At 67.7% G+C, this 21,527-nt stretch carries 20 protein-coding genes; 4 read left to right on the top strand and 16 right to left on the bottom strand.

What is annotated here, in order from left to right:
• Nucleotides 1-6 precede the first annotated feature (6 nt).
• The 3 genes from topA to cspA form a co-directional block, all read right to left on the bottom strand.
• Nucleotides 7-2,808, bottom strand: coding sequence for a type I DNA topoisomerase (gene topA, locus MNAB215_RS10980; RefSeq protein ID WP_077078889.1), 2,802 nt, complete (start codon nucleotides 2,806-2,808; stop codon nucleotides 7-9).
• 249 nt (nucleotides 2,809-3,057) lie between these two features.
• Entirely contained in the window at nucleotides 3,058-3,648 is a 591-nt protein-coding gene (locus tag MNAB215_RS10975; RefSeq protein ID WP_077078888.1) for a hypothetical protein, read from the bottom strand.
• 144 nt (nucleotides 3,649-3,792) lie between these two features.
• Complete coding sequence (gene cspA / locus MNAB215_RS10970) at nucleotides 3,793-3,996, bottom strand: cold shock protein CspA (protein ID WP_007166602.1); 204 nt, start codon at nucleotides 3,994-3,996, stop codon at nucleotides 3,793-3,795.
• Nucleotides 3,997-4,246: 250 nt separating this feature from the next.
• On the opposite strand from cspA, the gene MNAB215_RS10965 reads away from it, so the two are divergent.
• Both MNAB215_RS10965 and MNAB215_RS10960 read left to right on the top strand, forming a co-directional pair.
• Nucleotides 4,247-6,568, top strand: coding sequence for a DEAD/DEAH box helicase (locus MNAB215_RS10965; RefSeq protein ID WP_077078887.1), 2,322 nt, complete (start codon nucleotides 4,247-4,249; stop codon nucleotides 6,566-6,568).
• 281 nt (nucleotides 6,569-6,849) lie between these two features.
• Nucleotides 6,850-7,878 carry a PAS domain-containing protein gene (locus MNAB215_RS10960; protein WP_077078886.1) on the top strand — a complete coding sequence of 343 codons (1,029 nt, stop codon included), beginning with the start codon at nucleotides 6,850-6,852 and terminating at the stop codon, nucleotides 7,876-7,878.
• 8 nt (nucleotides 7,879-7,886) lie between these two features.
• On the opposite strand, the gene MNAB215_RS10955 is transcribed toward MNAB215_RS10960, so the two are convergent.
• Genes MNAB215_RS10955 through ssd form a run of 7 tightly spaced genes read right to left on the bottom strand, consistent with a single transcriptional unit; the run spans nucleotide 7,887 to nucleotide 12,386 of the window.
• Nucleotides 7,887-8,198, bottom strand: coding sequence for an Rv3654c family TadE-like protein (locus MNAB215_RS10955; protein ID WP_245830250.1), 312 nt, complete (start codon nucleotides 8,196-8,198; stop codon nucleotides 7,887-7,889).
• A 16-nt stretch (nucleotides 8,199-8,214) separates the two neighbouring features.
• Complete coding sequence (locus MNAB215_RS10950) at nucleotides 8,215-8,505, bottom strand: TadE family type IV pilus minor pilin (RefSeq protein ID WP_077078884.1); 291 nt, start codon at nucleotides 8,503-8,505, stop codon at nucleotides 8,215-8,217.
• A 35-nt stretch (nucleotides 8,506-8,540) separates the two neighbouring features.
• Nucleotides 8,541-8,747, bottom strand: coding sequence for a DUF4244 domain-containing protein (locus MNAB215_RS10945; protein ID WP_108637609.1), 207 nt, complete (start codon nucleotides 8,745-8,747; stop codon nucleotides 8,541-8,543).
• A 30-nt stretch (nucleotides 8,748-8,777) separates the two neighbouring features.
• The gene (locus MNAB215_RS10940; RefSeq protein ID WP_217348928.1) at nucleotides 8,778-9,368 is read right to left on the bottom strand and encodes a type II secretion system F family protein; all 591 of its coding nucleotides are present in this window, start codon (nucleotides 9,366-9,368) and stop codon (nucleotides 8,778-8,780) included.
• Complete coding sequence (locus tag MNAB215_RS10935) at nucleotides 9,365-10,171, bottom strand: type II secretion system F family protein (RefSeq protein WP_077078882.1); 807 nt, start codon at nucleotides 10,169-10,171, stop codon at nucleotides 9,365-9,367. The genes MNAB215_RS10940 and MNAB215_RS10935 overlap by 4 nt, the downstream gene beginning before the upstream one ends.
• A complete protein-coding gene (locus MNAB215_RS10930; protein WP_077078881.1) occupies nucleotides 10,168-11,343 on the bottom strand; it encodes a TadA family conjugal transfer-associated ATPase in 1,176 nt (391 codons plus the stop codon). Before MNAB215_RS10930 ends, MNAB215_RS10935 begins: the two co-directional genes overlap by 4 nt.
• On the bottom strand, nucleotides 11,340-12,386 hold the full coding sequence (ssd, locus tag MNAB215_RS10925) for a septum site-determining protein Ssd (protein ID WP_108637749.1): 1,047 nt from the start codon (nucleotides 12,384-12,386) through the stop codon (nucleotides 11,340-11,342). Before ssd ends, MNAB215_RS10930 begins: the two co-directional genes overlap by 4 nt.
• Before the next feature lie 501 nt (nucleotides 12,387-12,887).
• Between ssd and MNAB215_RS10915 the strand changes: the two genes are divergently transcribed.
• Nucleotides 12,888-13,733, top strand: a complete 846-nt coding sequence (locus MNAB215_RS10915; RefSeq protein ID WP_077081922.1) for an HAD-IB family hydrolase — start codon at nucleotides 12,888-12,890, stop codon at nucleotides 13,731-13,733.
• A gap of 403 nt (nucleotides 13,734-14,136) precedes the next feature.
• Here MNAB215_RS10915 and MNAB215_RS10905 read toward each other — a convergent pair whose 3' ends face one another.
• From MNAB215_RS10905 to MNAB215_RS10885, 5 genes are read right to left on the bottom strand one after another with little or no spacing between them, the layout of a single operon-like run.
• Nucleotides 14,137-14,889 carry an oxidoreductase gene (locus MNAB215_RS10905; protein ID WP_077078878.1) on the bottom strand — a complete coding sequence of 251 codons (753 nt, stop codon included), beginning with the start codon at nucleotides 14,887-14,889 and terminating at the stop codon, nucleotides 14,137-14,139.
• 11 nt (nucleotides 14,890-14,900) lie between these two features.
• Nucleotides 14,901-16,523 carry a dipeptide ABC transporter ATP-binding protein gene (locus MNAB215_RS10900; RefSeq protein WP_077078877.1) on the bottom strand — a complete coding sequence of 541 codons (1,623 nt, stop codon included), beginning with the start codon at nucleotides 16,521-16,523 and terminating at the stop codon, nucleotides 14,901-14,903.
• Nucleotides 16,520-17,395: an ABC transporter permease gene (locus MNAB215_RS10895; RefSeq protein ID WP_077078876.1), complete on the bottom strand. Its 876-nt coding sequence runs from the start codon at nucleotides 17,393-17,395 to the stop codon at nucleotides 16,520-16,522. The genes MNAB215_RS10900 and MNAB215_RS10895 overlap by 4 nt, the downstream gene beginning before the upstream one ends.
• Complete coding sequence (locus MNAB215_RS10890) at nucleotides 17,388-18,314, bottom strand: ABC transporter permease (protein WP_077078875.1); 927 nt, start codon at nucleotides 18,312-18,314, stop codon at nucleotides 17,388-17,390. Before MNAB215_RS10890 ends, MNAB215_RS10895 begins: the two co-directional genes overlap by 8 nt.
• 1 nt (nucleotide 18,315) lies before the next feature.
• Nucleotides 18,316-19,962 carry a peptide ABC transporter substrate-binding protein gene (locus MNAB215_RS10885; RefSeq protein ID WP_108637748.1) on the bottom strand — a complete coding sequence of 549 codons (1,647 nt, stop codon included), beginning with the start codon at nucleotides 19,960-19,962 and terminating at the stop codon, nucleotides 18,316-18,318.
• Nucleotides 19,963-20,045: 83 nt separating this feature from the next.
• Here MNAB215_RS10885 and MNAB215_RS10880 point away from each other — a divergent pair, with 83 nt between their 5' ends.
• On the top strand, nucleotides 20,046-20,864 hold the full coding sequence (locus tag MNAB215_RS10880) for an LppU/SCO3897 family protein (RefSeq protein ID WP_245830248.1): 819 nt from the start codon (nucleotides 20,046-20,048) through the stop codon (nucleotides 20,862-20,864).
• A 3-nt stretch (nucleotides 20,865-20,867) separates the two neighbouring features.
• On the opposite strand, the gene MNAB215_RS10875 is transcribed toward MNAB215_RS10880, so the two are convergent.
• On the bottom strand, nucleotides 20,868-21,416 hold the full coding sequence (locus MNAB215_RS10875) for a DUF4232 domain-containing protein (protein ID WP_083746093.1): 549 nt from the start codon (nucleotides 21,414-21,416) through the stop codon (nucleotides 20,868-20,870).
• Nucleotides 21,417-21,527 lie beyond the last annotated feature (111 nt).

Here is a 21,527-nt window from a genome sequence, read left to right as displayed (position 1 = left end):
CCGGCACTAGCTGCGCTTGGCCGCCTTTTTCGCGGCCGTCTTTTTCGCCGGCGCCTTTCGGGTGGTCTTGCGGGCGGGACGTTTCGCCGGGCCACGGGCACGTCGATCGGCCAGCAGCTCGGACGCACGCTCGTCGGTAATCGACAACACGTCGTCGCCCTTGCGTAGGCTGGCGTTGGTCTCGCCGTCGGTGACGTACGGCCCAAATCGCCCGTCCTTGACCACCATTGGCATGCCCGACACCGGGTCGGTCCCCAGCTCGCGCAATGGGGGCGCCGAAGCGCTTTGTCGCCCAGAACGTTTCGGCTGGGCGTAGATCTGCAGCGCCTCGTCGAGCGTGATGGTGAACATCTGGTCTTCGGTGCTCAGCGATCGAGAGTCGGTGCCGCGCTTCAGATATGGGCCGTAGCGTCCATTCTGTGCGGTGATTTCCTCGTTCGTGGCCGGGTCCACGCCGACAACGCGGGGCAGCGAGAGCAGCTTGAGTGCGTCCTCGAGCGTCACGGTCTGCAGGTCCATGGTGCGCAGCAGCGAGCCCGTTCGGGGTTTGGGCCCGGTGGGCTTCTTGCCCTTCTTCGCCGGCGCGGCCTCGCCGTCGTCGTCAGGCTTGGGCAGCACCTCGGTCACATACGGGCCGTATCGGCCGTCTTTGGCGACGATGTCGTGACCCGTCTGCGGGTCCACGCCCAGCACGCGCCCCTCCTGGGGCGTGGCGAACAGCTCCTCGGCCACCTCGATGGTCAGCTCGTCGGGCGTCAGCTCGTCTTTGAGATTGGCCCGCTGCGGCTTGGGTTCACCGTCGTCGCCGGTGATCGTGCGTTCCAGGTAAGGCCCGTTTTTGCCGACCCGGACATAGACGGGCCTGCCCTCCGCATCGTCAAAAAGCTTGATGGAGTTGACTTCTCGGGCATCAATGCCCTCGAGGTTGACGCCGACCAGCTTCTTGAGGCCACCGGACCGTGCCACCGAGTCGGCCACTCCATGCTCGCCGCCGAAGTAGAAGTTGTTGAGCCAGTTGGTGCGTTGCTCGTTGCCCGATGCGATGGCGTCGAGCTCGTCCTCCATCGCCGCGGTGAAGCCGTAGTCGACCAGCCGGCCGAAATGCTGTTCGAGTAGACCGGTGACCGCGAATGCCACCCAGGACGGCACCAGGGCGCTGCCCTTCTTGTGCACATAACCGCGGTCCTGAATGGTCTTGATGATCGACGAATACGTCGACGGGCGGCCGATACCCAACTCCTCGAGCGCCTTGATCAGCGACGCCTCGGTGTAGCGTGCCGGCGGGTTGGTGGTGTGCCCGTCGGGAGTGAGGTCGAGGGCCCCCAGCCGCTGGCCTTCGGTCAGCCTGGGCAGGCGGCGCTCGGCGTCGTCGGCCTCGCCGCCGGCCTGGTCGTCCACGGTTTCGACGTAGGCCTTCAGGAAGCCGGCGAAGGTGATGGTGCGTCCACTGGCCGCGAAAACCACTGGGCGGCCGTCTGATTCGCCGTTGATCCGCAGGCTCAATGTGGTTCCGCGGGCGTCGGCCATCTGCGAAGCCACGGTGCGCTGCCAGACCAGCTCATACAGGCGGAATTCGTCGCCGTCGAGTTCGCGACGCACGGCGTCCGGGGTGGCGAATGTTTCGCCGGCGGGCCGGATCGCCTCGTGCGCCTCCTGAGCGTTTTTCACCTTGCGGGTGTACTGGCGCGGCGCCGGGGACACGTACTCCTCGCCGTACAGCTGGGCCGCCTGGGTGCGCGCGGCGTTGATCGCCGAGTTCGACAGCGTCGTCGAGTCGGTACGCATATAGGTGATGTAGCCGTTTTCGTAGAGCCGCTGGGCAATGCTCATCGTCCGCTCCGAGGAGAACCGCAGCTTGCGGCCCGCTTCCTGCTGCAGCGTCGACGTCATGAACGGCGCGTAGGGACGGCGGGTGTACGGCTTTTCCTCCACCGAGGCCACCGACAGCTGCGCGCCACGCAGACCTGTGGCCAGCGAGGTCGCGTCGGCCTCACCCAGCACGATGACCTCGTCGGCCTTGCGCAGGGTGCCCAGCGAGTCGAAATCGCGGCCGGTGGCCACACGGAGGCCGTCCACCGACGTCAGACGCGCGATGAAGGTCGGCGGCTGGGCCGTCGCGTCGGACACGCTGGCGTCCAGTTGGGCGACGATGTCCCAGTACGACGCGCTGCGGAACGCCATCCGGTCGCGTTCGCGCTGCACGATGATGCGAGTGGCTACCGACTGGACCCGGCCCGCCGACAGCTTGGGCGCAACCTTCTTCCACAGCACCGGGCTGACCTCGTAGCCGTACAGCCGGTCCAGGATGCGGCGGGTTTCCTGCGCATCGACCAGGTCGATGTCCAGGTCACGGGGATTTGCCGCGGCTTCCAGGATGGCGGGCTCGGTGATCTCGTGGAACACCATCCGTTTGACCGGGATGCGGGGCTTCAGGGTTTCCAGCAGGTGCCAGGCGATGGCCTCGCCCTCGCGGTCGCCGTCTGTGGCCAGGTAGAGCTCGTCGACGTCCTTGAGCAGGCCCTTCAGCTCGGTGACGGTGCTCTTCTTCTCCGGGCTGATGATGTAGAGCGGTTCGAAGTCGGCGTCGACGTTGACCCCGAGCCGGGCCCAGGGCTCTGATTTGTACTTCGCCGGCACGTCGGCCGCGGCGCGGGGCAGGTCTCGGATGTGGCCGCGCGAGGATTCGACGATGTACCTGGAGCCCAGGTAACCGGCCAATTTACGCGCCTTAGTCGGCGACTCGACAATCACAAGTCGCCTGAGGCTGCCATTTCCGCTGCTGTCGCGGTCTAACTTCGGGTCAGCCAACTGCGCTTACGCTCCATCTCTTCTCCCGGTCCCCCACGAGACCGCCCTGCAGGAAGAATGACAGGCGGTCGTCCGAAATTCCGGTGAAATTCAGATACGCCGGCGTTCCTTCCCTTCGGGCACCTGACAATTTCGCACCCATGGGCAGACATACGCAAACCGACTCACTGAAATCGCAGGTGTTCGTCCCGCACGTAACTTCGACGCAACGACCCGGATCGGCGTTCAGAAGCTCGAGGGCTCGGGGGCCTAGACCCGGGGCCACTGCGACAACGCCTCGGCGTCGTCGGGCGGTTCCCCTACGTTCTCTACCAGCCGCGATAGCCGCCGACGGCCGGTGATCCGAAGCGCGGGCCGACCGCCGCGGGTTCCGATCAGGGTGGGCGCAATCCCGACCCGCATCAGGGCCGACGCCAGCGGCGAATGGGTGTCCGGCGCGTGGGGATCCAGACCCAGTAAGTAGTGGTCGCCCTCGGGGACGCCGGCCGCCAGGGTCCACGCCCGCAGCTCGCGGGGGCCGGGCAGCCAGCGCGGCGGCACCGTCTTGACCGCGCCGCGCGTCCATTCCACCGCGATCGTCGTCAACGAGCGGTCGACAGCCGTCCGCACCAGGGGTGTGCCCTCCTCGGTGGTGCCGATCTCGGGCACCATCCCCGCTTCCCGGACCATTTCGGCCAGCGCCGAGGCGCGCCAGAGCCGATCCACCACAACCGAGAGCCGCGCACCCAGCACATCGGCCGCGCCGACCGTCACGATCTGGCCGGAGGCCGCCAGCACCCCACAAAGATCGGCGACCGCGGGCGGCACCGACTCCGCTGTGAAGAAGGAAAGCTGGCTCACCACACCGACAGTAAGCCAGGCCGGCGGTGCTCGCCTTCAGGCAGGCTGACGTAGATTGCCCGAGAGTGAATAAGAAATGAAAACCCCCCGCCGGAACCCGCTAAGCGGGGCAGCACGGGGGGATTCGTGGGGAATCTGCTCGGTCTAGACCGAGCGGACTCCGGTGGCCTGGGGGCCCTTAGGGCTGTGGCCGATCTCGAACTCGACCTTCTGATTTTCTTCAAGGGTGCGGAAGCCCGAACCCTGGATCTCCGTGTAGTGGACAAAAACATCCGCGGATCCATCTTCGGGGGCGATGAAGCCAAACCCCTTCTCCGCGTTGAACCACTTCACAGTTCCCTGTGGCATTTCTCGATATTTCCTTTACTTCGGGTGTGCGGGGCATCGCCTTTCGAAGCCCCGGGCGCCGAGTACGACCGCCATACCTCGCAGAGTCGCCGGAACTTCACCCGACCGATAACCTCGCAGGAACCGCGGTCGCAACGTTGATCCTGCGAAAGTTTGACACGAACACAGAAGCTGCGACCGCCATCATCCAACCACGTTCGTAGCGTCGGCGACAGACTTCTATGCTCGACGGATTCTTGGAGGGTACGACGTGGCGAGTTTCGGCAGCGATTTGCTTGCCGTCGCGGTCGCCGGCAGCGCGACGGGCGAACACCCGCTGCGCCACGTCGCCGAGCTGCCCTCCCGAAGCGGCAGGCCGCACAGCTGGCCGACCTGGGCCGAACCCGACGTGGTCCGCGCCTTTGCCGAGCGCGGCATCAGCGCCCCGTGGTCACACCAGGCGCAGGCCGCAGAGCTGGCCTACGCAGGCCGTCACGTCGTGGTGAGCACCGGCACCGCCTCGGGCAAGTCCCTGGCCTACCAGCTTCCGGTCCTCAACGCCCTCGCGACGGACCCCCGGGCCCGGGTGCTGTACCTGTCGCCAACGAAAGCGCTCGGCCACGATCAGTTGCGTGCCGCGCACGCCTTGACGTCCGCCGTTCCGCGCCTGGCTTCTCCAGGTTTCGCAGTCGCACCGACCGCCTACGACGGTGACAGTCCCGCCGAGATTCGGCGCTTCGCCCGGGAACGCTCCCGGTGGCTGTTTTCCAACCCGGACATGATCCATTTGTCGATCCTGCGCAATCATGCCCGCTGGGCCGTGCTGTTGCGGGGCCTACGCTTCGTGGTGGTCGACGAATGTCATTACTATCGTGGCGTTTTCGGCTCCAACGTGGCGATGGTGCTGCGCCGTCTGCTGCGGCTGTGCGCGCGGTACTCCGCCGCGCCGACGGTGATTTTCGCCAGCGCGACGACGGACTCGCCGGGTACGACGGCCTCCGAGCTCATCGGGCTTCCGGTCGAGGAGGTCGTCGACGACGGCTCACCGCAGGGCGCACGCACCGTGGCGTTGTGGGAACCGGCCCTGCGCGCCGACCTCACCGGGGAGAACGGTGCCCCGGTGCGCCGCTCCGCGGGTGCCGAGGCCGCGCGGGTGATGGCGGACCTGATCGCCGAGGGAGCCCAGACGCTGACGTTCGTTCGGTCCCGGCGCGCGGCCGAATTGACCGCGCTGGGAGCCCGGGCGCGGCTGGACGAAATCGCCCCCGATCTGGCGGGGACCGTGGCGTCGTATCGGGCCGGTTATCTCGCCGAAGACCGCAGCGCGCTGGAGCGCGACCTGGCCGAGGGTCGGCTGCGCGGCCTGGCCACCACCAACGCGCTGGAATTGGGGGTCGACATCGCCGGGCTGGACGCGGTGGTGCTCGCCGGTTTTCCTGGGACGGTCGCGTCGTTCTGGCAGCAGGCCGGCCGGTCGGGGCGCCGCGGCCAGGGGGCGTTGGTCGTGCTGATCGCCCGCGACGATCCGCTGGACACGTATCTGGTGCACAATCCGGCCGCGTTGCTGGACAAGCCGGTCGAGCGCGTGGTCATCGACCCGGCCAACCCGTATATTCTCGGACCTCAACTCCTCTGTGCCGCAACCGAATTCCCGCTCGATGTCACGGAGATCCGGGAATTGGGTGCGGCGGAGGTGGCCGAAGGCCTGGTCGACGACGGGCTGCTGCGCCGCCGCAACGACAAATATTTCCCCGTGCCCGGCCTTGAACCGCATGGCGCGGTGGATATCCGGGGCTCAGTGGGGGGCCAGATCGTCATCGTGGAGTCCGACAATGGGCGGCTGCTGGGCAGCACCGGGGTGGGCCAGGCTCCGGCGTCGGTGCATCCGGGCGCGGTGTACCTGCACCAGGGCGACAGCTATGTCGTCGATTCCCTGGACCTCGAGGAGGGAATCGCGTTCGTGCGCGCCGGCGACCCCGGCTATGCGACGTTCGCACGCGAAATCACCGACATCGAACTCACCGGCAGCGGAGAACGCCTGACGTATGGCCCCGTCACCCTGGGTTTGGTCCCGGTCACTGTCACCCATCAGGTGATGGGCTATCTGCGTCGGCTGCTCTCCGGAGAGGTCATCGACTTCATCGAGCTCGAGATGCCGCAACACACGCTGTCCACGACTGCGGTCATGTACACCATCACACCGGATGCATTGTCCGACAACGGTATCGACGCGCTGCAGATCTCCGGCTCGTTGCACGCCGCCGAGCACGCGGCCATCGGCCTGCTGCCGCTGGTGGCGAGCTGCGACCGTGGTGACATCGGCGGATTGTCCACCGCGGTCGGCCCCGATCCGCTTGGCCTGCCCAGTGTCTTTGTCTACGACGGCTATCCGGGCGGGGCGGGGTTCGCCGAACGTGGCTTCCGGCAGGCCCGCACCTGGCTGGGAGCGACGGCCGCGGCCATCGAGGCGTGCGAATGCCCCAAGGGGTGTCCCTCCTGCGTGCAGTCCCCGAAATGCGGCAACGGCAACGACCCATTGGACAAGGCGGGTGCCGTGCGGGTGCTTCGGCTGGTCCTTGCGCAGCTGCCGTAGCTGCAGCGCGGCGCAGTCCTGCGGATGGCGACCGACCCCTCGACGGTCGACCTCCACGGATCTGCATCGCGGCGGCCGCTAGGGAAACGCACCTCTTCTTCGTTAAAGAAATGCCAGCGTGCCGTCGCACAGCGCGGCGAACGGTCGGTCAACACGGCCTGTTCGCAACTCCCGACCAGGCGGGCGCAGCAGAAAGCTATCAAGGTCGCGTTGGCCTATGCAAACCGAATCGCTTGCCAGGGCGGCCCCAAATCACATAGCGGCGGCCTAAAGTTGATCGCATGGCCCACGACTGGTTGCTCGTGGAGACTCTGGGGGGCGAACCCGCCGTGGTTGCGCAGGGGCAACAACTCAAGAACCTCGTACCGATCACCACATTCCTGCGCCGCAGTCCCCATCTCTCCGCGGTCCGAACAGCGATTACGGAGTCGATGCAGACCGGTCAGAGTCTGACCAGCATCACTCCCAAGCGCGACCGCGTCATCCGTACCGAACCGGTGGTGATGTCGGACGGGCGCGTGCACGGCGTGCATGTGTGGACCGGTCCTTCCGACGAGGAACCGCCGGAGCGGCCGATTCCGGGTCCGCTGAAGTGGGACCTGACCCTCGGCGTGGCCACCGATACCAGGGAGTCGCTGGCCAACAACGGTAAGAACGCGGACGTCGAACTCACCTTCGGCAGAGCTTTTGCCGAAGACATGCCGTCGCGCGAACTCAATCCCAACGAGACCAAGGTTCTCGCCATGGCGGTCCGGGCCGAGCCTGGCCAAACACTATGCAGCACTTGGGATCTCACCGACTGGCAAGGAAACCACATCCGGATCGGTTTTGTGGGGCGCAGTGCACTGGAGAAAGGCCCCGACGGTCGGGACCATCTCGTCGCCCGGGCGATGAACTGGCGGGCCGAGATGAAGGGCCCGACGGTGTCCACCGACGATCTGGCGCTGCGAATTCTTCACGGACTGCAGGAGGCCGGCGTCCACCGGGCACTCGTCGACCTCAATAACTGGACCCTGCTGAAATGGCTTGACGAGCCGTGCACGTTCTACGACTGGCGCGGCGCCAGCGCAGACAAGCCGAAGGTCCATCCCGACGACGTGCATCAGATGACGTCCATGACCGCGGAATTCAGCAAGGGCTCGACCAGCCGCGTCCTGCGGATGCGCGGCTTCGACGGCAATTGGGTGCCGGTGCACGTCACGGTCAACCAGGTCGAACTCGAACCGGATACCTATGCCGGGCTGGTGTCGCTGCGGTTGCCCACCGACGAGGAAGTCGACGCGGCAGGACTACCCAAGGACTCGGACTAGGCCAGCGACTACGGCGCGTCGACCGGTCCGGCTCGCGCCGCGGCTCGTGCCACACCGACGATCACCACAACGACCGCGACGGTAACCACGACGTCCAGTTCGTCTATCCGGCATCGTAGGTCGTCGACCCGCATCTCGCGGGCCACCGCGGTCGCGCGGGTGCAGGCCGCCGCCCCGCCCGCGGGCAACCGCGCGGCGGCGGCCAACGCGGCAAGGTCGGCGGCCGCCTGTGCACGATGGCGTGCCACCACCGCCGAGCCGAGATATGCGCCGGCGCCGGTGACGCACAACAGCACCGCGACCATGGCGGCCGCCAGCACGGTCGCCGAGCCGCGATCATTGCCGGGACTCGGCCGCAGAGACCGCGCGGGCCGCAATAGCCAACGCGGGCAATAGTTTTGAATGAACCTCGACGGTCGCGACCAGGAAGTCGCCATCGCGGTGTACCTGGACGCGCGCTCCACTCGGCGCGAGACGGCGCGCCGCGTCGACCGCAGAGCGTTCGTCACCGCGCGCGGCCAACCGGGCGGCCTCACGGGCGGCGTCCACACACCGGACCTGCATCGACACCGCCGTGACCCCAGCAAGACACAGCACCAGCACCACGACCAGCGACGCGATTGCCAAGGCCGCCTCGACCGTGCTCGCGCCGGCACAGCCGACTAGACCTTGGTGTTGAGCGCACGGCCGATGATGTTGGTCAACGCCGACACGATCGAGTCGCCCGTGACGACGGTGTAGAGAATGGCGCCGAATGCGGCGGCCGCTATCGTGCCGATGGCATATTCGACGGTGGACATACCCGACTCGTCGGTGGCCAGCACCGTGATCCGAACCGCAAATGCGCGAAACATGTTGATGAGCAACAGATCCCCTCCCCTGTAGTGGCCGCGTACCCGTCACAGCAACCCCGATTGCAAGACATCACCGGCCAGCCCGGCCACCACCGGAACAATGCCCAGGCACACGAACGCCGGCAGAAAACACAGCCCGAGTGGACCGGCGATCAACACCCCCGCCCGCTCGGCGGCCGCACTGGCCGCGTGCGCCGCGTCGTGCCGAGACTGGTCGGCCAAGTCGGCGACGCCAGCGGCCAGCGCCGTGCCCGATGACGCCGAACGCCGCGCCAGCCGCAACAGCGCATCGGTGTGGTCGTCGACCGAGCTGCGTGCTGCCTCAGACGAAATTGCCCATGCCACAGCAGGATCGGCGCCCAGCGCCAACAGGTCGGCAGCGCGGCGCAGTACCCGGGCCAGTGCCGGTGGTGCGGATGCGGCCGTCGCCGCGGCGGCCGTCGACACCGCCATGCCTGCGACCAGGCACACGGCCAGGACATCCAGGCTCGAGGCGACGGCAAGTGGGTCCGAGCCGGACACCGGCCGCGCCCGGGGCCGATGCCTGTCGGTGCGAACTCCGGCGCGGGCCCGCACCACCAACGGTCCCGGACAGATCCACAGCGCGACGGCCAGCAACACCGACGCCGCGCTCACGTCGCGGACCCGGCGCGCTCGGTGATGCGATCCGCCCACAGCAACCCGACGCACGCCAGCGTCGCGCCGCCCAGCAACAGCCAGCCGCCCGCATGCCCGTTCAGCAAGAAGCTGAGCGGCCTGGCCCCGATCAGCTGGCCGAGCAGCACACCCAGCACCGGCAACCCGGCCAGTATCGCCGCGGTCGCGCGCGCTCCGGCCATCCCCGCTGCCACGCGCGCCGAGAACCGTTGTCGCTCAGCGATATCGCGCTGCGCGGCACGCATCAGCGTCCCGATCGACAGCCCGTGTTCGCTGGCCAGCTGCCAGCACACCGCGATTCGGTCCCACTGCGCTGGTAGGGCTGACGATTGGGCCGCGGCCCGCAGCCCGGCCGTGACGTCGGCGCCCAATTCGGCGCGGGCCGCGACCGCGCGCAGCGCCACGGCCACCCCGCCGGCGGTTTCCTCGGCGGCGACTCCGAACGCCCGCACCGGGTGAGAACCCACGCGTAGTTCGCCGACGAGCACGTCGAGCGCGGCTTCCAGCGTTCGGCCCTCGTCGGTCGCGAGCCGGATTCGGCGACGGCGGCGGTAGCGCAGGCCGGCGGTTGCCACGACTGCCGCGAGGGCAAGCACCGTCGTCGGTGGCAGCAGCATCGCGGCGACAAGCACGGCGGCGGCCGTCACGCCGGCGGCGCCCTGCGTGCCGAAGGGAACCCGGCGCCCAGGCGGGCCGGCCGCGCCAAGCCGTCGCCGCGGTGATGACGGAAAGACCAAGAGCGCCAACGACAATGCCAGCGCCGCGCCCGTCACTCCGGTCACGCGGACCGCCGGCTGCGCAGCAGGCGGTACAGCTCACCCGCATCGTCGGTCATGCCGCGGTCCGCGTGCCACACCGTGACGGCCCGCACGTGCGAGTCGAGGTGACGCAGCACCGCGATCTCGGCCAGTCGGCGGCGACCATTGCGGTCGCGGGCGACGTGCAGCAGCACCTGGACCGCCGCGGCGAGTTGGCTGTGCAACGCGGCCCGATCGAGACCACCGAGTGCGCCCAACGCCTCCAGCCGGGCGGGGACCTCACCCGGATTGTTGGCATGCACGGTGCCCGCGCCCCCGTCATGGCCGGTGTTCAGCGCCGCCAGCAGGTCGACGACTTCGGCACCCCGGACCTCGCCGACCACGATGCGGTCGGGCCTCATCCGCAGCGCCTGCCGCACGAGCTGGCGCACCGGAACCTCGCCGACGCCCTCGACATTCGCGCAGCGCGCAACCAGCTTGACCAGATGGGGATGCCGCGGTGCCAGTTCGGCTGCATCCTCGACACAAACGATCCTCTCGCGCGGCGACACGGCGCCCAGCATCGCGGCCAACAACGTTGTCTTGCCGGCGCCCGTGCCACCGCACACCAGGAACGCCAGCCGGGCCGCGATGATGTCATCCACGAGGGCGGCGGCACGCGGCTCGATCGCGCCGGCCGCGGCCAGGCCCGCCAGATCCTGGGTGGCCGGCCGCAGCACCCGCAGCGACAAGCAGGTGCCTTCGGCCGCGATGGGCGGCAGCACCGCGTGCAAGCGCACCGCGAAACCTCCGGCGCCGAAACCGGCCAGCTGGCCGTCGACCCACGGCTGCGCGTCGTCGAGACGCCGGCCAGCGGCCAACGCCAGCCGCTGCGCCAACCGCCGCACGGCCGCCTCGTCGGCGAACCGAATCTGGCTGCGTCGCAAGCCGGTTCCATCGTCGACCCAGACCGCGTCGGGGGCTGTGACCAGCACGTCGGTGGTGCCCTCGGCGCATAACAGCGGGTCGAGGATGCCGGCGCCGGTCAACTCGGTCTGCAGCACTCGCAGATTCGCCAGGACCTCGGTATCGCCCAGCACCCCGCCGGACTCGGCCCGGATAGCGGCGGCGACCACATTGGGCCGCAGGGAAGAGCCCAGCGGGGCGGCTTCGGCAGCCAACCGCTCGCGCACCCGTTCAATCAACGAATCACTCACGCCGCCCTCCCTCGCTGCAGTGATCCGTGGGGCAGGACGGCGAGCACCCGTTCGGCGGCCGCCGCCAACGCGGACCGTCGCCCCACTCGCAGACCGCCGTGTTCCAACTGATCGGCGAGTTGCGGCTGCGCTCTCATCGACGCCAGCAAGGGCAGGCCTGTGATGTCAGCAACCTCGCTGGCGCGCAGTCCTCCCGGGGACGGCCCGCGCACGACCAGGCCGAGATTGGGATTGATCGCCGTCAGCACCGGGGTGATCGCCGCACTCGCCGCGCACGCCCGGACATCACATGGGCTGACCACCACGACAAGATCGGCGGCGTCCAGCGCGACCTGCGCGGCATCGGTCAGGCGGCGGGGAAGGTCGCACACGACAGTGACTCCCCCGCGGCGGCCGGCATCGACGACCGCATCGACCGGCCCGGCGTCCAGCTCGTAGCCGTGCCGGGTACCCGACAGGAAGCTGATCCCCCGGTGCCGCGGCAGGGCCTCCCGCACGGCCGGCCAGACCAACCGGCCGCCCCGCAACGCCAAGTCGGGCCAGCGCAGACCCGCGGTGGTCTCGCCGCCCAGTAGCAAATCGACCCCGCCGCCCCACGGATCGAGGTCGACCAGCAGCGCGTCGGCGGCGCCCAGCGCCAGGGCGACCGCGTAGACCGACGCGCCGGCTCCGCCGCAACCGCCGATCACGGCGACGACATCACCGCGCGGACCATCGTCACGCGCCGACTCCGCAGCCTCGGCAAGGCCGCGGATCAACTCGTCTTCTTGGCCCGGCACCCTCAGCACGTGCTGCGCGCCGGCCGCGACGGCCGCCGCCCACGTCGCCGTCGCGGGTTCACCGGCGGTGAGCACGGTGACGTGTGCGCGCCGCGGTAGCGAGGCCCGACCACACCGGTCCGCGGCCGCCGCATCGAGCACCACCGCCGCGGCCGCCGCCCAAGTCTTGCGGCTCATCGATGAACCCCCGGCGTGGACCACCCGAACGCCGACGGCCGCGGCCACCCGGTCCAGTTCGTCGCGCAACTGCGCATCGGTCAGCACCGCCAGCACACCGGAGGAGCCCTTGGAACCCGCCGCGCTACCGCGGCCGCCGCTGGTCATTCACCCACCATCCGGGTCGTGACCTTGGGACACCAGTCCCAAACCGGGATATGTGGAGAGAGACGCGAGTGTGCACAAAGACGTCGGGCTGGCGAACATTTAGACCAGGAATCCCATGGTCTCCGCAACGCGCGGACGGCTTGGCCGAGCCCGCAAATCGCCGGAGAAAAACACCCCACAAAAGGGACGACCCCCGCCAGGGGGGGAGGAGGCGGAGGTCGTCGTGCATCAGCCCCGGGGGGTCGGGCTGATACACCCTCGGCTCAGGCCGAGTAATGCTTACTATACACACGACAGTGGGCGGTGTCGCAAGTTCCAATTTTATTCAAAAGTCACTTTGAGCCGCAAAAACGCCGCCGACCCCGCCCGCCGCAGCCGCCTGAGCGGTCGTTTTGCGCGCGATATCGCAGGCCCGTCCGATCACGGACCTATGCTGTGTCCGTGACCGTCTCCGACTCGCCCGCGCAGCAGCAAACAGCGGCACCCGCCGGCTCCAGCGCCCGCACTGCGGCCTTCTTTGACCTGGACAAGACGATCATCGCCAAGTCCAGCACCCTGGCGTTCAGCAAACCGTTCTTCAACCAGGGACTGCTCAATCGACGCGCCGTGCTCAAGTCGAGCTACGCGCAATTCATCTTTCTGCTATCTGGTGCCGATCATGACCAGATGGACCGGATGCGCACCCACATGACCAACATGTGCACCGGTTGGGACGTCGCGCAGGTGAAATCAATCGTCAACGAAACGCTGCACGACATCGTGACGCCGCTGGTCTTCGCCGAGGCCGCCGACCTGATCGCCGCCCACAAGTTGTGCGGCCGTGACGTGGTCGTCGTCTCGGCATCCGGGGAGGAAATCGTGGCGCCGATCGCCCGGGCCCTCGGCGCGACCCATGCGATGGCGACGCGGATGGTCGTGGAGGACGGGAAGTACACCGGCGAGGTCGCGTTCTACTGCTACGGCGAAGGCAAGGTGCAGGCCATCCGCGAGCTGGCGGCCCGCGAGGGTTACCCGTTGCAGTACTGCTACGCCTATTCCGACTCGATCACCGACCTGCCGATGCTCGAAGCCGTCGGCCACCCCAGCGTGGTCAACCCGGACCGGGGCCTGCGGCGAGAGGCCACCGAGCGCGGTTGGCCGGTGCTGAGCTTCTCGCGACCGGTATCGCTGCGGGACCGGATTCCGGCGCCGTCGGGTGCCGCGATCGCGACGACCGCGGCGGTGGGGATCAGCGCACTGGCGGCCGGAGCGGTCACCTACTCGGTGCTGCGCCGTTTCGCGCTCTAAATCCAATCACGCTGATAGCAAACATTTTAAGCCCGCAGCGGGCTACGGATTGGCAACATTCACAGAATTGGGCCTTGCTGTGCTAAGGCTGCAGGAGTACAAAGGAACCACGGCAGCCCGGTAAGGCCAAGGTCGATCCGGAAGAGAAGGATCCATCTCCCAATCCGGGCACCCAGCACGGTACCCGGCACCCACGCGGAGTCATAGCCGCGATAATGGCAGAAGTGTTGCGGGCCTGCGTAATTGCGAAAATCGGAACGGTGTCGACGACCCCTTGGGTGGGGTCGCAGCCAGACGAAGCGCAAGATCGCCGAGGCCACCCACGTAACCCAAAGATGCACGCTTGGTAACCGAGTTCCGTGCTCGCGGGCGGCGGACCGAACATTTCGGTACGCCGCCCGCTCTACCTGTTCGTCGCCGACTCGGCGATCGACAACGCCTCCTGCGCGCCGTCGTGCATCGCCCGGCAACACAGCAGCAGCCAGGCCGCCAGGCCGCTTGGCGTGCCATCGGCGAATCCCCTTGCGGCATCACGATATTCCACGGGTTTACGCATCCAGCTCACCTCCGGCACGCCCAGTCCGTGCGGGTCGAGCCCGCTGGTGATCGTCACCAGGCGTGACACCCCGCGAGCGACGACGCCGTCGGCGCTGCCGAATGGCCTCAGCGTCAGCAGCTCGCCGTGCGCCACTGCGGCGACCACCGGCGCCGACGCGCGCGTGCGCCCGGTGACCAATTCGGCGAGCAGCTCCAGCCGCGGTCCCACTTGGGCGTCGGCACGCGGGCGGCCCAGTCGGTCGTCACCAACCTGATCCGCCGCCGCCAGCATGTGCAGGCGGGCCAGGGCCTGCAACGGCGCTCGCTCCCAGATACCGACGAGGGCGCCGCCGCCGCCCTCCAATGCCTGGGCTACCCGCAACGCCCCGCCGAACACCGGATCGCCGATCGGCTCCGCGACATCGTCAAGTCGCGCCGGCCCCCCATCGAGCACCGAGGAGGCGCGCGCCGCCCGCCACGCGGCCTCGGCGGCCGACGCCGGCCAGCCCCGCAGATTCGCCCGGTGCCGATGCGCTCGGCCCAGCGCCGCACGCGCCTCGTCGCTCGCCTCGGCGACGCCGGGGAGATCCATCAGCGGGGCGAGCGGATCAGCCGTCACAGGTTGCCAACCTATCGGGGCCGCGCGGGCGCGCCGGGGATGGCATCCAGCAACTGACGGGTGTACTCGTGGGTCGGCCGGGTGAACAGCTCCTCGGTGGCGGCCTGCTCGACGACGCGCCCGGCGCGCATCACCAGCACCTCGTCGGCGATCTGCCGGATCACCGCCAGGTCGTGGCTGATGAATAAATACGTCAGCCCCAGTTCGGACTGCAGATCCGCCAGCAGATCGAGTATCTGCGCCTGCACCAGGACGTCGAGCGCCGACACCGCCTCGTCGCACACCAGCACCTCGGGCCGCAGCGCCAGCGCCCGGGCGATGGCGACCCGCTGCCGTTGACCGCCCGAGAGCTCCCGGGGCACCCGGCGCAATACCGACGACGGCAGTGCCACTTGATCGACGAGCTCGCGTACGGTCCGCTCACGCTGAGCGCGGTCACCGATCCGGTGGATCCGCAGTGGTTCCTCGATCGCACGAAAAACCGAGTACATGGGATCCAGACTGCTGTAGGGGTTCTGGAACACCGGCTGGACGCGACGGCGGAAGGCCATCGCTTGCTTGCGGTCCATTGAGCCGACGTCCACGGTGTCATCGAAAACCACTGTGCCCGAAGTGGGTTGCATCAAGCCCAGCACCATCCGGGCTACGGTCGATTTGCCCGAACCCGACTCACCGACGATCGCGAGGGTGCCGGCTCGGCGCATCCGAAACGATACGTCGTCGACCGCGCGAAATTCCGTGCGCCGCCACGGTGCCCCGCGCGACTCGGAGTAGATCTTGGTCAGCTGCGAGGCGACGACGATGTCGTCGCGATCGGCGACCGGCGTCGGCGTTTGCGATGTGTTCTTGGGTGTCAGCGAGGGGACCGCCGCCACCAGTCTGCGGGTGTACTCGTGCTGCGGGTCCCGCAGGATCGATTGTGCCGCACCGGATTCCACCACCACACCGTGATGGACGACCACGACAGACTCGGCGCGTTCGGCGGCCATCGCCAAATCGTGGGTGATCAGCAGCAGCGCGGTGCCCAGTTCATCGGTGAGGCGCTGCAGATGGTCGAGCACCTGCCGCTGCACGGTGACATCGAGCGCCGACGTCGGCTCGTCGGCGATCAGCAGCTGCGGGCGACCGGCCAGGCCGATGGCGATCAGCGCGCGTTGACACATACCCCCGGACAGCTGGTGTGGATACTTGCCGGCTTGCTTAGCCGGATCGGGCATCCCGGCATCGGCGAGCAACTCCACCGCCCTTCGCCGTGCCTGATGGCTATCGGTGTTGACGCGCAACGCTTCGCGGACCTGGAAGCCGACCTTCCACACCGGGTTGAGATTTGTCATCGGGTCCTGGGGGACGTAACCGATGCGACGGCCCCTGATCGAGCGGAGCTGCCGGCGATCGGCGGCGGTGATGTCGACGCCGTCGAAGGTGATGCGCCCGGCGGTAATTCGCCCGCCGGGTGGCAGCAGCCCGAGGACAGCGGCGGCCGTGGTGGACTTTCCCGAACCGGATTCGCCGACGACAGCGACGGTCTGGCCGCGCAGCACGTCGAGATCCATACCGCGCAGGACCGGGGTGTGGCCACCGAACGTGACCTCCAGCCCCTCGACCGACAGCAGCGGCGACGCTTGCGTGCTCATACTCGCCGCGCCCTCGAGGTCGGATCCAGCGCATCGCGCAACGCGTCGCCCATCATCATGAACGCCAACACCGTAATCGCCAGTGCACCAGCGGGATAGAACAGAATCGGCGAGCCCGAGCGCAGCCGGCTCTGCGCCATGCTGATGTCACCGCCCCAGGACACCACCGAGGCCGGCAGCCCCACACCCAGGTAAGACAGGGACGCCTCGGTGACGATGAACACGCCGAAGGCCAGGGTGGCCATCGCGAAGACCGGCCCCAAGGCGTTGGGCACCACATGCCGCATCAAGATCTGAAAGTTCCCCAGGCCCAGCGCTTTCGCCGCCAGCACGTAATCGCTCGAGCGCACCTCGAGCACGGCGCTGCGGGCGACCCTTGCGATCCCGGTCCAGCCGAACAGGGCCAGGATCGCGATCACCGTCCACACCCTGCGGTGGTGCATGACGCCCATGATCACAATCGCGGCCAGCAGCAACGGCAGCCCGAAGAAGACGTCGGTGATACGGGAGACCACGGCGTCGATCCAGCCCCCGTAAAAGCCGGCCAGCGCCCCCAGGGCGCCACCGACGAGGAAAACCAGCAGCGTGGTGCCCAGTCCCACGGTGAGCGAGGCCTGCGCGCCGTACACGGTGCGCGCGTAGATGTCGTGACCCTGAAGGTCGGTGCCGAACCAGTGTGCGGCCGACGGCGCAAGCAGGCTCTGGCTGGGATCGCCGTAGTTGGGATCGATTCCGGTGAACCAGGACGGAACCAGCGCGACGATCACGACGAACAGGATCAGGGCGGCGGCGACGACGAACTTGGGGCGCCCACGCAACTCACGCCAGGTGTCGCGCCAAAAGCCGTGCCGCTCTTCGGTGCGCTCAGCCATAGCGGATCCGGGGGTCGAGGGCTGCGTACAGCAAGTCCACCGCAAGGTTGGCCAGCAGATAGATCAGCACCAGCACCGTCACGATGGACACCACCGTCGGGGCCTCCTGCCGGGTGACGGCCTGGAACAACACGCCGCCGACGCCGTGGATGTTGAAGATGCCTTCGGTGACGATCGCCCCTCCCATCAGCGACCCGAGGTCAGCGCCGAGGAAAGTCACCACTGGGATGAGCGAGTTGCGCAGAATATGCACGGTCACCACCCGCGGTCGCGACAACCCCTTCGCGGTCGCGGTGCGGACGTAGTCGGCGTGCGCGTTTGCGGCCACCGCGGATCGGGTCAACCGCACGACATACGCGAAAGACACTGAGCCCAAGACGATTCCGGGCAACAACAACCGCCCGAAGGTCGAGATCGGACCCACGGTGACCGGCGCGATCCCCAGCCGGACACCGAAAACGAACTGCGCGAGAAAGGCCAGGACGAAGATCGGGATCGCGATGATGACGAGGCCGGTGATCAGCACGGTCGAATCAAAGAGACTGCCCTGGCGTAAACCGGCGAGCACACCAAAACCGATGCCCAACAAGGCTTCTACTGCCACCGCTATCAGCGCCAGCCTGATGGTGACCGGAAATGCATGTGCCAGAACGGCACTGACCGGCAGCCCGGAGTAGGAGCGGCCCAAATCACCGTGCAGGACGCCACCCAGGTAGCGCAGGTACTGCACGATGAAGGGGTCGTCGAGGTGGTACCGGGCACGCAATAGCGCGGCCGCTGCGGGAGTCAGCGGACGGTCACCTGCCATCGCTGCCACCGGATCACCGGGCAACAGGAAAACCATGCCGTAGATCAACAGGGTGGCACCGAGGAAAACCGGCACCATGATGGCGATTCGGCGTGCGATGTACCAACCCATCTCAGCCCTTCACGAGGTTCTCGTAGTCGGGCAGTCCATTCCAGCTGACCTTGACATCGTGCACCTCAGGCGACCAGCCCACGACGCTGATGTTGTCCCACAGCGGCACAACGGGCATGTCGTGCAACAGGAATCGTTGCGACGCGTTGGCCAGCACGTTGGACTCAGCCAGGTTGGGGGCGGCCTCGGCGGTCGCCAGCGCCGCGTCGAATTCGGGGTTGGCGTAGCCGACGTCGTTGGACCCGGCGCCGGTGGCGAACAGCGGGGCAAGGAACTCGATCATCGACGGGTAGTCGCCCTGCCACGCGGCGCGAAAACCGGTGGAGATGGTGTGGTTGGTGATCTCGGTGCGAAACCCGGCGAAGGTCGGTTGCGGAGCGCCAACCGCGTCGATGCCCAGCACGTTCTTGATGCTGTTGGCCACGGCGTCCACCCATTCCTGATTGCCGGCATCGGCGTTGTAGGCGATCACGTATTGGCCGCTCCACGCCGAAATCGCGTTGGCTTGCGTCCAAAGTTGCCGCGCGCGACCGGGATCGAAGTCCAAGACATCTTTCCCCGGCAGGTTCGGATCGAAACCCGGCAATGATCGGGCGGTGAAATCGCTGGACGGGGTGCGGGTGCCCAGGAAGATCTTGTTGCAGATCTGCACGCGATCGACGGCGGCCGACAGTGCGAGCCTGCGCAATCGGCCCTCCTCGCCGCCGAAGTGCGGCAGTCGCAGCGGGGTGTCGAGGCTGTGTTTGACCGCGACGGGGCCGCTGATGACGTTGTTCCCCAGGTCGCGTTTGTAGATCGGCAGTGCGCTCGGCGGAATCGTGTCCAGCACATCGAGATTGCCCGACAGCAGGTCGGCGTAGGCGGTGTCCAGGTTGGCGTAGAACTCGAACCTCAGGCCCTTGTTGTGGGGCATCCGATTGCCGTGGTAGCCGGGATTGGGCCGCACATCGATCTTCACGTTGTGCTCCCACGCCGGCCCGTCCGGGCTGTCGGCGAGCTGATACGGGCCGTTGCCGACCGGGTTGCGGCCGAACGCCGCCATGTCGCGAAAGGCGACGGCCGGCAGCGGATAGAAGGCGCTGTGACCCAGTCGCAACAGGAAGTCGACAGTCGGCGCCTTGAGTCGCACGGTGAATTCCCGGTCATTGACCACCTGCAGCCCAGACATGGTGGTCTGCCCCGATTTTGGGACCGGCTTTCCGTCGCTGGTAACGCCGGCAACCTGGTCGTACCCGTCGATGGGGCTGAAAAAGCTCTGCTGCAATTGGGTATTGCTGCTCAAGGCGCCGTAGTTCCACGCGTCGACAAATGAGTGAGCCGTCACCGGCGAACCGTCGGTGAACGTCCAACCCGGCTTGAGGACGATGCGGTAGTTGACGTTGTCGGGCGTCTCGATCGATTCGGCGACCTCCTGCGAGGCATGCCCGGCCGCGTCGTAGGACATCAGCCCGGCGAAGAGCCGGTCGATGATCCTGCCGCCGTTGCTGTCGTTGGTGCTCGTCGGGACCAGCGGATAGGGCGGTTCCCCGCCGTTGACCAGCACCAGATCGGGGCTCAATACGCCACCGCCGCCGCAACCGGCCAGCGACGCGACCACCAGCATGCCGGCGGCCAGGGCCGCCGTCGCCGTCCGCATCCGTCGCATGATTGCGACCATAGCGACCGAGCAAAGACCGCCACCCCAGCACGGGTGAGGTGCGACATCGGGTGCTGTCGACCTACGATCGCGCCGTGACCACCGTGTACGCCGCATACACCGCCTCAGAGAACGCGGCATTCCACTTGGGCATTCTGATAGCGCGGGTCGGCATTCCGCTGATCGGATTGATTTGCCTGGTCATCGGCTTGTGGGATCGGTCACGAAATCGGCGTCAGCCCCGTCCCGGCTACCCGTACCCGCCCGGACCTCCGCCGCCGCCCGTCGGATATCCCGGCGCCTATCCCCCGCCCTTCTATCCCGGATATCCACCGGGTTGGCCGCCGCAGCAACGCGCGGGGATACCGTCGGGGAAATCGGCCACCGTGCTCATCACCATCGGCGCGGTCGTGCTGGCGTTCGGCGTTCTGGGCAACCTTACGCGCGTGCTCACCGCGCTGGGCGAGAGATCGCGTGCCGATGCGTCCCAAACCTCGATGCGGGTGGGCGAATGCATCAACCAAATGGCTTACTCCAAGCGATCATTCAGCTCGACGTCAGGCAGCGACTGCGGCGATCCGGCGAACACCTACGTGCTCGCCGCCAAAGGCGACGCTGCGGCGACATGCCCGGACGGCAAGCGCGACGGCTCGATCTATGACCGCTTCACCAATAGCGCGGGCATACTGTGCTTCGCGTTGAACCTCAAAGAAGACCAGTGCTATGAAATCGGCCCCGACCGCGATCACCCGACGATGAGTCTGAGTACCTGTGACGAAACCCGGTCCAGGCAAATCAAAGTCGTCCAGCGCATCGATGGCAGCACCGACCGGTCGCAGTGCCCGCCGGGGGCCAAGGGAATCAGCTACCCCACTCCCGCCGTTGTTTACTGCCTGGAGAAGGCCGGCCCCTAGCGGCTACCTGGCCGAGGTGATGGGGTGCACCTGCAGTTCGCAGGCATCGATGTCGACGGGCACGGTGAAAACGATGCCGGTGTCGGGCGGATTGACGCGCAGATCGGTGTAGCTGGGGCACGGATTACCGGCGCCGTCCATCGCGATGCCCTCGACGGTCGCCTGCCCCTGCGTCGAGATCGACAGGATGACCGTGGGCGGCACGTCGACACCGCTCGGCAAGCCGCCCATGTATCCCCGCAACGTGGGCCTGGCGTGAATGTCGGGTCCGCCGGCGCCGGACTCGACGGCGGGATAGCCGGTCAGCGTGCACGGCTCCGCGCCGCCGGCAAGGCTGAACGTCAGCGTCAACGCCCGGTGGCCCACGGCGCCTTGCGTCGGGGAAGCGCTCACCGCGACCTGCTCCGCCCAGCAGGGCGCGGCCTCGTCGCCGGTCTCCACCGGCACGGCCCAGGCCGGCGTTGGCAACAGCGTGGCGGCCGTGTAACACGCTGCGGTCGCGGCAAAGCTGCGCACTAGTCGGCGGGCGTAGCGCCTGTAACATCCCGGCACACCGGTGAGTATGCGGTATGGCGGGACGCTATGACCCCAGATTGGAAGCGCGGCTTCACCGGACGGGTCTAGGCTCACAGACGGTTGAAGAGCCTGGACATAGGAGAAGCC

This window comes from Mycobacterium numidiamassiliense (assembly GCF_900157365.1).
Lineage (GTDB): Bacteria > Actinomycetota > Actinomycetes > Mycobacteriales > Mycobacteriaceae > Mycobacterium > Mycobacterium numidiamassiliense.
This window is presented reverse-complemented; position numbering and strand designations above follow the sequence as displayed.

Coding starts and splice junctions, on each gene's coding strand:
- MNAB215_RS10900 (WP_077078877.1), bottom strand. CDS start 16,523: ATGAGCACGCAAGCGTCGCCGCTGCTGTCGGTCGAGGGGCTGGAGGTC.
- cspA (WP_007166602.1), bottom strand. CDS start 3,996: ATGCCACAGGGAACTGTGAAGTGGTTCAACGCGGAGAAGGGGTTTGGC.
- MNAB215_RS10890 (WP_077078875.1), bottom strand. CDS start 18,314: ATGGGTTGGTACATCGCACGCCGAATCGCCATCATGGTGCCGGTTTTC.
- MNAB215_RS10895 (WP_077078876.1), bottom strand. CDS start 17,395: ATGGCTGAGCGCACCGAAGAGCGGCACGGCTTTTGGCGCGACACCTGG.
- MNAB215_RS10960 (WP_077078886.1), top strand. CDS start 6,850: ATGGCCCACGACTGGTTGCTCGTGGAGACTCTGGGGGGCGAACCCGCC.